The sequence below is a fragment of the Paenibacillus chitinolyticus genome (assembly GCF_045038035.1).
In the GTDB taxonomy this organism is placed as follows: domain Bacteria; phylum Bacillota; class Bacilli; order Paenibacillales; family NBRC-103111; genus Paenibacillus_F; species Paenibacillus_F chitinolyticus_A.
In genome coordinates this window covers 866,853-880,176 of sequence record NZ_CP173427.1, presented here as the reverse complement: position 1 = coordinate 880,176, position 13,324 = coordinate 866,853, and the positions used below count along the sequence as shown (strand labels likewise).

Genomic DNA, 13,324 nt, shown 5'->3' with positions numbered 1-13,324 from the left:
AAAAACCCTATCCAACAAGCTGTTTCCGGTACTCGACCGGTGACAGCTTGTTTAATTTTCGTTGCGGTCGACGGTTGTTGTAAAAGTGAATATAGTCTTCAATTCGTCTTTGTGCTTCTTCGACGGATCGAATATCATAGGGGTAGAGCCCTTCCGTTTTGAGATGCGAGAAGAAGCTCTCCATCGAGGCATTGTCATAACAATTGCCTCGGCGAGACATGCTGATTTGGGCGCCAACCTTCTGCAGCATGTCGTGGTATTTGTAGGACGTGTACTGGGTTCCCTGATCGCTGTGTACGATCATCCCGGTCACGTCCTTCTCCTTTTCAAATGCTTTCGAAAACGTCTGTAGGACAAGCTCCGTATCATTTCGAAGGCTCATATGGTAACTTACGACTTCGTTCTGACAGAGGTCTTTAATCGCGGAGAGATAGAGCCATACCTCCCCAATTCGATATTGGGTGATGTCCGTGACCCATTTTTGTTTGGGGCTATCCGCTCGAAATTGTCGATCCAAGCTGTTCTTAACGACCCGATCGCCTACGTTCCAGATCCGACCTTGAGTGCGGTATTTACGACGTATGGTGGAGCGTAGCCCCATCGCTTGCATGAATCGTTGAACTTTCTTGTGATTCATCCAGACCTTCTCATCTTGCCATAAGAACAACTGAACTTGTCGGTAGCCGTAAATTCCGTTGTAACGTTCGTATGTGGCACGGATGAGTTGCTTATCCGCTGCATTCTTATCTTCACCGATCCGCTTTAAGTAAGTGTAGTATCCACTTCGGGAGACGCCGACCTCTTTACAGAGCTCTGCAACGCTAAAGCTTTCACGGAGCTCATGGACGAGCCTATATTTCTCTGGTACACCTCCGCCTTCGTAATCGCCAACCACTTTTTTAGAACGGCATTCTCCATTTCTAATCGTTTAACATAGCGATTGGCATCAGAATATTCCTCTGGTTTCCCACGCCCATCCATAAGCCAAAAGTCACCCATCTGATTGTAACGCCGCATCCACACTTTTAACCTTCCAACGTCTGCAATCCCCAGCAATTCCGCTACTTTTTGCTTCGTCATCCCTTGCAATCGCATCTCGATTGCTTGCTTCTTCGTCTCGAAACTGTACGTTTGAAGCTTTTGCCCCTTTTTCAATGGCATAAAAATGCACCCCCTAAAATGTCATCGGATAAACCAGGGGTTTCATCCAATGTCCATTCTAAGGGGTGCACTTCAGTTCAAACGAACCGTAACCGGGTTTCTTGTGTTTTTACTGGTAGCGCGGAGCGAAATTCGCCGGAATGCCTTGATTGCCGATAGGCGATTGCGGGTAGCCCGGCGTTGGTACGAACGTGTTCAGCATGCTCTGCATATCGTTTTGTTGAAGCTGGGGCACCTGATAGTACGCATGTTTGTTTTGGTACAGGAAAATCTCGTAAGCCAGCTCGATGAAATTCTGCACCTGGGAAGCAAGAACACGGCGGACAACCGGATTCGTGACTTCCACAGCGGACATCGTCAGAAGAGACGCGTGCGTTTTGATCAGTCCGAGCATATGGCCGCTGATTCCAGCATCCTTCACGTCCGCCAGAGACTGGTTCGGCTTCTTGGGCTGGCTCGGCTTGATGCCGTACTGAATGCTGGTCGGCTGCTGCATCATGTACGTGGACGTCTCATGGCTCGGCTTCCGGCCTGTCGCGAAACATTCCGCGGTGAGGTTGTATTGAGAAAGGATAAAGCTGTACTGGCGGTCGATGATGTCCAGAAGCTCCGGGTCTTTGACGAAAGTCCGGAACAGCATAAATTGGTCGAGCACGTTGATCGTGCCGGAAAGCACCTCGTGCATGTCAAAAAATTCGTGGCCGCCGTGGTTAAAGTTAGGCAATCCTTGCTGGTTCTGATTGTTGAAATAATTTTGCTGCTGCATGTGAAATCCCTCCGCTTAGTTGATGGTTAACAACTTGAATAGTTTAGGTTTTGAATCCTTTTTTTATGAGGAGGACTTTCTTTCTCCCCTCCGGATTACAACGTAACGACAATCTCGTGAACCCGGTTATCGTCTTTCAGCGGAACGAACGGACCTTCGCCGGAGGAGAGATCTCCGTCCGCCTCCTGTCCGTCGATCGTCAGGCGCGTACAACCGCTTGATTTCCGCGACGGATTAAGGACCGTGATCCGGTATTCGGATTCCCCGAAGCGGTATACCGCCGAGAACTCCGGCCATTCCGGAGGAATACAAGGGCGGATATACAGCTTCGTGCCCCGGCGTCTAATGCCGAGAATCCACTCCATACCCGCCTGATACATCCAACCCGAGGCACCGGTATACCAGGTCCAGCCCGCATGTCCCCTGTGCGGCGGCTCCGTGTATACATCGGCTGCCATGGCGTAAGGCTCACCGACATACTTCCGGACCTCCGCCGCTGTTTTGGTATGCATGATAGGGTTGAACATCTGGAACAGTTCAAGCGCCTTTTCCCCGTTTCCGAGACCGCACCAGGCCACGATACTCCAGATCACACCGTGCGTATACTGGCCGCCGTTTTCCCGGATACCGGGAGGGTACCCCTGGATATATCCCGGGCTCGGGTCGGTCTTGTCGAACGGAGGCGTCAGAATATGGGCGACGGACAAGCTGCGGTCCACAAGTTCCCGGTCGAAGGATTTCATCGCCTGGCGGGCTCTATCGTCCGGAGCCATGCCAGAGATGACCGACCATGACTGAGCGATGGAATCGATGCGGCACTCCGCGTTGTGGATCGACCCGAGCCATTGACCGGCATCCGTGAAGGCGCGGCGGTACCACTGGCCGTCCCAGGCGCTTTCGTTCAGCGCCGCGGCCAGCTTCTCACGTCGGCTCCGGAATCGCTCGGCGAGTTCTTGTTTTCCCCGGACTTCGCAAAGATCGGCCATTCCTTGGAGGACATCTCCAAGGAACCATCCCAGCCAGACGCTCTCTCCCCGCCCCTCTGGGCCGATCATACTCATGCCGTCGTTCCAGTCGCCGATGCCGATCAGAGGCAGCCCGTGCTCCCCGAATTTCAGAGCGCGGTCTACCGCCCGCAGACAGTGATCGAAGATCGTCCCGCTATTGCCGGAGAGGACCGTTTCCTCATAGCGTTCGTGTTCATCCGCTTCCAGCGGTTTGCTGGTCAGGAACGGCACAGTTTCGTCAAGGATGCTCCCGTCCTCCGTATGATCGATATACCGGGACACGGCGTAAGGGAGCCACAGCAGGTCATCCGAAAAACGGGTACGGATACCGCGGTGCGTCTCCTCGTGCCACCAGTGCTGGACATCCCCTTCTTCGTACTGATGAGAGGCGTGAAGGAGAATCTGGGCACGGGTCAGATCCGGACGGCTGTTCAGCAGTGCCAGCGAATCCTGGAGCTGATCCCGGAACCCGTAGGCTCCCCCCGCCTGATAGAAGGCGGTACGGGCCCACATACGGCAAGCCAATGTCTGGTAGAGGAGCCAGTGGTTCAGCATCATATCCATTTCCGGCACGGGAGTGGACACGGTCACGGTTCCAAGCAACTCTTCCCAGAACGTACAAACCGCCTCATAAGCGGCTGTGCAAGCATCAGGCTCCCTGTACTTGCGGGCTATCCGCACCGCTTCTTCGCGGGAATCCCCGCAGCCCAGAAGAATATAGACCTTTCGCTCGGCGCCCGGTTCCAGTTCGAACTTCGTCCGCACGGCCCCGCATCCGTCATAAACGGGACCGGTAAAGCCCGACAGATCGTTCCGCCTCATGGCGGCCGGATCTTCAATCGTCCGGTTGCGGCCGATAAATTCAAGCCTGTCGCCCGTCCAGGACAGACTGCTTTCGCCGGCATGCACCGTTAAGAAGGCGGTGGCATTCCGGAAGTTTTCCTGATACACATTTCGGGCGGTCAGGCCGTCCGCTTCGTCATCCCAGTCGGTCATAATGAAGGAGGCGTTCCCTTCCCGCTGGACGCCCAGCACCCATTCCGCATAGTAGGTAGCGGACAAGGATTTATTATGCGATGTTGTATTTCGCAGCTTCACTTCGATAATCTTGACGGGGTCCTCCAGCGGAACGAAAACCGTCATTTCCTGCCGTATTCCCCGGCTTTCATGCTCATAGCGCGAATATCCCCTGCCGTGAGCCACCCGGTAAACGGACGGATCATCTTGCCGCCGGGAAGGCGCCATCTGCCAAAAATCCCCGTTTTGTTCATCGCGGATATAGAAGGCTTCGCCCGGCGGGTCCAGGGCGGGATCGTTCGACCACGGGGTCAGCTTGCACTCCCGGCTGTTGCGCCACCACGTGTAACCCGTGTACAGTTCGGAGGCCAGACAGCCGAACCTTGGATTCGCCATCACGTTAATCCATGGAGCCGGGAGATGCTCTCCGTTTTTGAGCGTGATCCGGTACTCCCGGCCGTCCGGGGAAAAGCCTCCCCACCCGTTGAAAAATAAGGCGCCGGGGGAATCTTGCCCCGTTCCCGCGACCTGGGCTGCGGTCGTGTCCTTGGCCTGCGCCGGGACGGTTGTGCCTGTGGCGGCCGTTGTGCCAGTGGCAATGTCGGTTGCTGCGGCCGCATCCCCGGCTGTGCCGGAGACTTCGGACGCATCCGGCCGGAGCGGAGCCGGCGCTTCCCCCGCCGTAACCGGCAGCGGCACATCGTAGGCATCCTTCCGGGGCCAGATTTTCAGCTGCGCCCGCAGGCTTGGCCCGTCCGCACGCAGAACGACCCTCGCCGCCGCAAGCAGCAGCGTGTGGTCCTCTTCGGGCATTGAGGAAGCGGGGACGACATGGATGCCTCCCTGCCCGGCGGCACCCGCATTTCCGGCTGCCTGCTCCGACAAGCGGACGAGCGCATCCCTTAGCTCCTGCTGATACCCGCCCGGCGATTCGTTAAACAGCACGAGATCGAAAAACAGCCCGTGCCGCCGCAAATACTCGAAGCCCCCCAGCAGCTTCTGCACGAACGGCAGATTCGCGCTGTCGGCAACTCTCGCCAGCACGATGGGCCTATCGCCGGAAATTCCGTAAGCCCAGAGACCCTGCTGTCCTTTGCTGTTGGAGACGATGCTTTCCGCCTGTTCCGGCCTGAATGGCCCCCTATAAAGCACGCGGCCCGCCAACGCCCGGTAAACGGCGGCCTCCGCCCGCGTGATATGCAGATGCTGCAAATCGATCTGGCTGCGGGTCCAGGCGAGCCGGAAGGTTCTGTCGACCTGCTGCGCCTGAGAAAGCTGCCGGACCATGTCCAAGCTTTGCTCCTTCGAATCCGCCACGCCCGTAACCGCGCAGAGCCGGACGCTCTCGCCAGGCTTGAGGCCGATGCGGCGGCGCATGACGAAAGCGGGATCGGCGACGGAACCGACCGTACCCTCGAGGCGGGAAGCGAGTCCTTTCGGCCTCGCAAGAGAATGACCCCGGCCGATGAAAGCGGCCCGGTCGGTCTCAAACTCGGCCGGACCGAGAACAGCGCCGAAGGCCGACAAGTTGTGAAAAGCCCAAATCGACTTCTCTCCCGCATTCCGCGGACGTTTGCGGGCAAGCAGGCAGCCCGTCTCCTCCTCAAACTGCGTTTCGACAAACAACTTCGTGAAGGCCGGATGAGCCTTGTCCGCATCGGGCTGCGCCAGAGCGATTTCCAGAAACGTCGTCACTTCGACGATGCGGTCCTCGCTGCTTTTGTTCTCCAGCGTCAGCCGCCGGACTTCCGCGTTCATCTCGGGCGAGACCGTAATTTCAAGCACGGTCTGTATGCCGTCATCCTCTCGGCGGAAAGTTGTCCGCTCCTGGGAGAAGCGTACGCTCTGAGAGTCCGAAGGAACGCGGCAGGGCTGGAAGGCGGGGGACCATACCTTCTCCCGTGTAACATCGCGGATGTACAGGTACACGCCCCACGGGTCTCCGACCGGATCTTCCCTCCATCGGGAAACGGCCAGTCCGTTCCAGCGGATAAACCCGCTTCCGCTGTTGGTAACGGCCGTCGTGAACGTCCCGTTGGAGTGGACGCCCACTTCCGGGGCCGGCGTGTCGGCCGCTATGTTTTCCGGCGCGGAATAAGCGCGTTCCGCCACCGGCTTTTGAATACGCGACTTTCCCGTCAATTCCCGGGTCAGCATCGACTCGCGCGGCGGAATGCGTTCGATCAGGAGCAGTTCGGCCGCCTGGACGCGTTTGTCGCTGTGAAAATAATCGTACATTTTAACGGGGAGAAGCAGGTTCGCGATTGTCAGCAAGCTCATGCCCTGGTGGTGAGCCATAAAGCTGCGGATGATTTTGCAGTCTTCCCCCTGCGGCATTCGGTCCGCCGTAAAATCAATCGCTTCGTAGAAGCCGTATTTCCCCCTTGCTCCAAGCTCCTCCATGCGGTTCAGGTCCTCCAGCCCTTCCCGGAGGGCAAACGGAAGCGCCATAACCGCCGCATAAGGCGCGATCACAAGATCCTCTTCCAGTCCCCGTTTGAATCCGAGGCCCGGCACACCGAATGCCCGGTACTGATAGTTCATCTGGTAATCGAACGCGTAATAGCCCGATTCCGAGATGCCGAACGGAACGCCCCGTTCATGCGCGTATTCCAGCTGGCGCTTGACGACGCCCCGGTAAGTGCTGTCCCATAGCGTATTGCGGTAAGTCCGCATGATGAGCCACGGCATCATATACTCAAACATCGTGCCCGACCACGAAACCAGCGTGGTCTTGTTCCCCTGGAGTTTGACCGTGCGGCCCAGCGCCATCCAGTGGGATACGGACACCTGGCCCAGCGCGATCGCGACGAAGCTGGTCTGCCTCGCCTCGGACGCCAGCAGATCGTACAAGATGCTGTCCCGCTCCCCTGTCGCGCCATGATACCCGAGAACAAAGAGCTTGGCCTTATGATCGTAAAGCTGCGTAAAATCGGTCGCCGCGATAAGCGTTTCGAGCCGCTGTAAAAGCTGCTGCCCCCGGGTCAACCAATCCGGAAAATTCGACGGGTCCTCATGACCCGCTTGCTCAAATCTGCTTCCTTCGGCCGTCAGGACTGCCGGGCGGGAGCCGTTTCGGGGATGTCGGTCTTCACGATCTTCACGGTCTTCGCCATTTATTCCGTTTTTGCCGTTCATGCCGTTTTTGCCGTCTTCCTTTACTTTTCCGGCTTTTCCGTCAATCCCGTTCAACGCGGATTCTCCGGGCGGGGTCTGATCCAAATCGACAGCAAATTCCACCCCGTAGGCCCCTGCCCCTGCCGGGCTGATCCCCGTAAAGCGGCCTTGCGTTTCCGCTTCTTGCCGCAGCCAGCTTGTCAGGCCCTGCTTGACCGTCATCAGACTTGCGACGAAATTGCCCGAATCGACTGTGGACACATAGGCGGGCGGAAGAATCCCCAGCGTCAGCGTGTCGTACCAGTTGTATAAATGACCGTGCCATTTCTCCAGGCTTTCGACCGTCCCGATCGTATTTTCCAGCTTTTCAACCAGCGATGGAGTGTCGATAAAACCGAATTCGCGTGCCGCAAGCGCCGAAGTCAGCAAAAAGCCGATATTGGTCGGAGACGTCCTGTGAGCCACTCCGTTCGGCGGGTCTACCTGGATGTTATCCGGAGGCAGGTAATGATCTTTCGGACCGGCATAGTCTTCATAAAAAGACCAGATTTGTCTAGCCAGCTCTCGGAGCTTGTCCTGTTCCTCCGCTCCAAGCGGCGCTTCCTCCCGCTCCACAGGCCGGTCCAGCCAGGAGACAGCCAGAGGGGCCAGCGCCCAGAACAAGCTTAGCGCAAGGCCCGCCCACAACAGGGACGCCGAGGCCTGTACAGCCGAAGCGAGCGCAAACACAAGAATGAGCGCATACCCCCATCCCGCTTGAAGAAGCGGTGCGCGCCGCTGTTCCCGGCTGCTTCGCTCGATATGCGACGAGCTGGTCCATTCCAGCAGCCGGCGCTTGCTGACGAACACCCGGTACAGCGTTCTGCCGATCGCATCCAGCAGCACAGCCGTTTGAAAAGGCAGCGTCCAGATCTGGATAACGACATGCAGGGCCGTCGCCAGCAGCCGTCTAGGCTGCCGGTAAATCCGGTGCAGCATAAACAACTGCCGGAGCAGCGGCAGAAAAATCGTCGCCAGCAGCACAGCGGCCCAGCGCCACGGCGATCCCGGCAGAACGGTCCAGGCGAGAACGAGCAGGACGAACAGCGCAGGCGGAAGCAGACTCCGCCTCAGGTTGTCCAGCATCTGCCAGCGGGTCAAAAAAGATAAATCAATGGGCCGTAGCACGCCCCGCCGGTCGCAGATACGGGAAAAAAGCCAGCACACAAGCTGCCAGTCTCCGCGCACCCACCGGTGCAGCCGTTTCTGGTAGGAAACAAACTTGGCCGGATGATCGTCGATCAGCTCGATATCGGACAACAGCGCGGCGCGCATAAAACCGCCTTCCAGCAAATCGTGGCTGAGTACGGTATTATCGGGAATCCGCTCGCACAGAAGCTCGGCAAACACATCTACATCGAAGATGCCCTTTCCTGTAAAAATGCCCTGGCCCAGCGCATCCTGGTAAGGGTCCGAAGCCGCGAACGCATACGGGTCCATGCCCGGCTCGGACCAGAAATACGCCAGCCGCGAGCGCATCGCCGAATCGTGGCTGATTCCGATGCGCGGCTGAAGCACCCCGTAGCCCTCCACGACCCGTGTCCGGGCTTTGTTCAAGCGGGGCCGGTTGTACGGCAGATGCAGGGTTCCGATCATCCGCTGCGCGCTGCCCATCGGAAGCTGCGTATCCGCATCCAGCGTGATCAGATAGCGGATGCGCGGAAGCACGGACGCATCGCCGAATTGCACCGCATAGCTGGTATCGCCGCTGCCTCTCAGCAGTTCCACGAATTCGACCAGCTTGCCGCGTTTGCGCTCCCAGCCCATATACACGCTCTCCCGGGGATTCCACAACCTGCGCCGCTGGTAAAAATGAAACGTCGTTCCGCCTGCCGCGGAATACTTCTCGTTAAGCGTACGAATTTTGTCCTCCGCAAGACGGACCAGCCCGTGATCTTCCGGAAGCGTTTCTTCCGGTGCATCCGTAAAATCGCCTAAAAGCGCATAATGAATGTTGGAATCGCGGTTGGCCAGATAGTGAACCTCCAGGCGGTCCGCAAGCTCCGCCACCTCGTCGGGCGAAGACCAGATCGCCGGTATAACCACCATCGTACCGGCTTCCGCCGGAACACCGGCGGAGAAATCATAGCGGAGCAGAGGACGCGGACGGCAAATCCGCTCAATGGCGAAATGCAGCCAGGTCATTCCCCATTCGCTCACGGGCAATAGCAAAGCCGCGAGGACGGCTGCCCAGGCGAGAGCGGATAAACCGTACCCGCTTCCGATCCATACGGCCGCGATAAGCCAGAGCACGGCGAACAAGCCGAGCATCGAGGCGAAATAGGTGCCTGCCGGGCGCTTGGATATAGCGTTCTCCGGCATCGTCCGGGGAGAGCTGCACTTCCGCAGCGAGGCGATCAGCTTCTGTACACCCTCCGATTCGAACAGATAATAGGAAGGAAACTGCTCCCGGGTGCGGTCCCCCGCCGCCAGAGGCGCTGTGACTTCCCCATTCTCGTGGAGAATAAGGACATCGCTTTGCCGGGAAGCGGCCGAGGTTTCGGGGGGCTGCGGCTGGCGGAGAGACTCGCGTGTATCTGCGGCTGGCATATCCGCCTGAAGCGAGCCCGCTCCTCGTGCCGATGCTGGCAGCTCCCCGGATGCGGAGCCCGCTTCCACGGCCGATCCCGCAGCAGGCGCCTCCGCTCTTCGTGCCGATGCTGGCAGCTCCCCGGACGCGGAGCCCGCTTCCACGGCCGATCCCGCAGCAGGCTGCTCTCCGGATGCAGCCTCCGTTTCCGCGGCTGTTCCTGCCGACGCCAACGAAGAGCCGTTCCGGCCGTCCGCGTGCGCGGCGGCGGCACCCAGGCTGCCGGAACCGGCGCGGGCGGCATCCGCCCTCTCCGCCGCTTCCCTGGCCAGCGCCGCCGCCTGTCCGGCAACCAGATTCTCGGGCACCCGCAGGCGGCGGGCAAGCCGCTCCACTTCAGCGAGAATCTGGTTCCGGCTATACGCGTCGAGCAGCGGGTACACGCCCGTATACTCCAGGCGGAGCGTCCGGTCCGGCAGACTGATCTGCTCGAAGAGACCGTTCCAGTCCCAGCGCTCGTTTTTGCGCAAGCTGGTGATTACGCTCCCCGCCCGGACCTGATAAGCTGCCTGCAGCTGATGCTCGTAAGAAACGATGCGGTCGAGGTCCTCCGTCCCGTTCTCATAACTGCAAACGAGCCATTCTCGGACGGAAGCCGTATCCCCGGCCCATTCCCGCAGATGGCTGATTAAATGGACGATCCACGGGCCCGGCAAAGGAATCGTCAGGCCCGCTTTTTCCACCTGGAGATGGACCGTTTCGGGGCTTAAGGCGGCAGGCTCGATCAAGGAAAGAATGCGTCCGACGTCTATGCAGACTTCGCGGCGCTCCCGGACGAAAGCCATCGTTTCCGCCAGCTTCTTCACCAGGACCAGGCGCAGAATGAGCGGCACCGAACGGGCTTCTGTCAGCGTTAAGGCGCTCACTTCCTGGTAGGCCTGAATATAAACGAGTATCGTTTCCTCGCTCAAAATTCCCTCGACATGCGTCAAATAGTCTTCCATTACGGACTGAATGCGGAGAAGCCCGCTGCCGCGCAATCTCGGCATGCGGCCCAGTCCATCCTGAAGAAGCAGAGCCCTCACTTCCTGGGCTTGCTCTTCGACAAATTCGGCATTGTCCAGCAGCCACTGCTCCGCCGGTTGGGTACAGCCGGCATGAACCGTCTGGAGGGAAAGCACAAAATCCCTTAAGCTTTCTATGTCCTTCATAAAATGTTGTTCGATATAAGCAGGCCTTGTACGCGGCAAGGTCGTTACGTGCTGCAGCGCAAGTTCCCGCGCTTTTTGGCTGAGTTGTTCGTTCGTATAGGTCATCGGTTCCTCCGGAGATCAGTTAGTCAAAGGTGTACTGTTCGTCCGGTGTAACTAAACAGTCCGGGACAACTAAATTATTCCCAGCTTTGGCTGGTTTTATGAGCCGGAAAGCATCCTCCGAAGGATCGGGCCTTGAACGAAACCGTTTCGCCTGCATGCCCTATGCAGTAGATAGCGGCAGAATCATATGACGGGCAGCACGACGGAGAGCCAGGCTTACACGCCGAATCCATTATAGTTTTCCCCTCAACGCGGACAGGCAAAAAAGGCCTCGTTCCGAAAGGAACGGGCCTTTTTGTCTGAACCGCCGGGCGGCTTATACCATGATTTTGCAAATACTATTCGTAAATTCGACCGGGTCGCTCACTTGGAGACCTTCGATCAGAAGAGCCTGATTGTACAGCAGATTCGTGTACAGGTTCAGCTTGTCTTTATCGTTCGCATAAGCTTCTTTAAGGGAGCGGAACACGTCGTGATTGACGTTGATTTCCAGCACTTTGTCGGCCTGGACTTCTTGTCCGTTCGGCATGGCTTTCAAAATTTTCTCCATTTCGATCGTCAGCTCGCCTTCGGTGGACAGGCAGACCGGATGGGATTTCAGGCGCTTGGACGCTTTTACGTTCTTCACTTTGTCCGACAGGATCTCTTTCATCGCCTCGAACAGATCCTTGCTGTCGTTTTCCTCTTCTTCCGTCTGCTTGTCCGCCGCGTCCGGCTCGATTCCGAGGTCGCCGCTGGACACGGATTTGAATTCTTTTTCCTTGTAAGCCATCAGCATTTTAATGGCGAATTCGTCGACATCGTCGGTGAAGTACAGAATTTCGTAGCCTTTATCGAGAACCATCTCGGTTTGCGGAAGCTTCTCGATCCGGTCGATGGACTCCCCGGAAGCGTAGTAAATGTACTTCTGGTCTTCCGGCATGGCCGATACGTATTCATCGAGCGTGACGAGCTTTTTCTCTTTGGAAGAGGTGAACATGAGCAAGTCTTGCAGATCGTCCTTATGAGTGCCGTAGTCGTTATAGACACCGAACTTAAGCTGCCGGCCGAAAGACTTGTAGAACTGCTCGTATTTGTCTCTTTCGTCCTTGAGCATGCTTTGCAGCTGGCTCTTGATTTTGTTTTTGATATTTTTGGCGATCAGCGTCAGCTGGCGGTCATGCTGCAGCATTTCCCTGGAAATGTTCAGGGACAGATCCTCCGAATCGACCATCCCTTTTACGAATCCGAAATAATCCGGCAGCAGATCCGCGCACTTGTTCATAATCAGCACACCATTGGAATACAGCTCCAGGCCCTTCTCGTATTCCTTCGTGTAATAATCAAACGGCGTATTTTCCGGAATAAACAAGATCGCTTTGTATACGACAGCTCCGTCCGCACTGATATGGATATGTTTGAGCGGCTTGTCGAAGCCGTACCGTTTTTCCGCATAAAAGTTTTCATAGTCTTCCGTCGTCAGCTCATTTTTGTTCTTGCGCCAGATCGGAACCATGCTGTTGATCGTCTGTTCTTCCTGTACCTCTTCGAATTCATCGTCGCTGCCTTCTTTAAGCTTGCGTGAGGTTACGTCCATCTTGATCGGATAGCGGATAAAGTCGGAGTATTTCTTGATAATCGCCTTGAGGCGATATTCTTCCAAATACTCGTCGTAGTTGTCGTCCTCGGTATTCTCTTTAATTTTCAAAATGATTTCGGTTCCGACCGTTTCTTTGTCGGCAGGCACAATCGTGTAGCCGTCCGCGCCTTTGGACTCCCATTTGAACGCTTCCTCGCTGCCGAGCGCCCGGCTGATGACCGTAACGACGTCCGCCACCATGAAAGCGGAATAAAAACCGACGCCGAACTGCCCGATAATGTTGTGGCCTTCCTTGGCTTCGTTTTCCTTCTTGAAAGCGAGCGAACCGCTCTTGGCGATCACGCCCAGGTTGTTTTCGAGATCCTCTTTGGTCATGCCGATTCCCGTATCGGAAAGCGTCAGCGTACGGCTAGCCCGGTCGGCCTTCAATTTGATGAAATAATTGTCGGAGTTGAATTTCAGACTGTCGTCCGTCAGGGCCTTGTAGTAAATTTTGTCGATCGCATCGCTGGCATTCGAAATCAGCTCTCTTAAAAAGATTTCCCTCTGCGTGTAAATCGAGTTAATCATCATTTCCAGCAAACGCTTGGATTCCGCTTTAAACTGCTTCTTGGCCATGAGTGAATCTCCTTCCGAAAGATCATAGTTAGCACTCCAATGTCATGAGTGCTAATTCCTAGTTTTATAGTACCTATTCCATTTTTTGAAGTCAACCGCTCCGTTAAAAATACATGCGAGCGTTTCTCTCTTTTTTCATAAAAAAAGAGCCACTCCCCCGGCTGTCTGCAAGAC

4 protein-coding genes and 1 pseudogene are annotated in these 13,324 nt (G+C 56.7%); all 5 read right to left on the bottom strand.

Translation table 11 applies throughout. The annotated features are described in order from the left end of the window. Positions 1-7 precede the first annotated feature (7 nt). Positions 8-808 (bottom strand): annotated as a pseudogene (locus tag ACI48J_RS03930) (IS3 family transposase); the annotation flags it as partial. Then, positions 763-1,161 (bottom strand): transposase, encoded by a 399-nt coding sequence (locus tag ACI48J_RS03925; RefSeq protein ID WP_405080756.1) that lies wholly within the window; start codon positions 1,159-1,161, stop codon positions 763-765. The gene ACI48J_RS03925 and the pseudogene ACI48J_RS03930, both read right to left, overlap by 46 nt. A 109-nt stretch (positions 1,162-1,270) precedes the next feature. Continuing rightward, positions 1,271-1,927: a spore coat protein gene (locus tag ACI48J_RS03920; protein ID WP_405081782.1), complete on the bottom strand. Its 657-nt coding sequence runs from the start codon at positions 1,925-1,927 to the stop codon at positions 1,271-1,273. 95 nt (positions 1,928-2,022) lie between these two features. Further along, entirely contained in the window at positions 2,023-10,953 is an 8,931-nt protein-coding gene (locus ACI48J_RS03915) for a GH36-type glycosyl hydrolase domain-containing protein (RefSeq protein ID WP_405081781.1), read from the bottom strand. A 316-nt stretch (positions 10,954-11,269) separates the two neighbouring features. Then, entirely contained in the window at positions 11,270-13,150 is a 1,881-nt protein-coding gene (htpG, locus tag ACI48J_RS03910) for a molecular chaperone HtpG (RefSeq protein WP_405081780.1), read from the bottom strand. Positions 13,151-13,324: the final 174 nt, after the last annotated feature.

Coding starts and splice junctions, on each gene's coding strand:
- ACI48J_RS03925 (WP_405080756.1), bottom strand. CDS start 1,161: ATGCCATTGAAAAAGGGGCAAAAGCTTCAAACGTACAGTTTCGAGACG.
- ACI48J_RS03920 (WP_405081782.1), bottom strand. CDS start 1,927: ATGCAGCAGCAAAATTATTTCAACAATCAGAACCAGCAAGGATTGCCT.
- ACI48J_RS03915 (WP_405081781.1), bottom strand. CDS start 10,953: ATGACCTATACGAACGAACAACTCAGCCAAAAAGCGCGGGAACTTGCG.
- htpG (WP_405081780.1), bottom strand. CDS start 13,150: ATGGCCAAGAAGCAGTTTAAAGCGGAATCCAAGCGTTTGCTGGAAATG.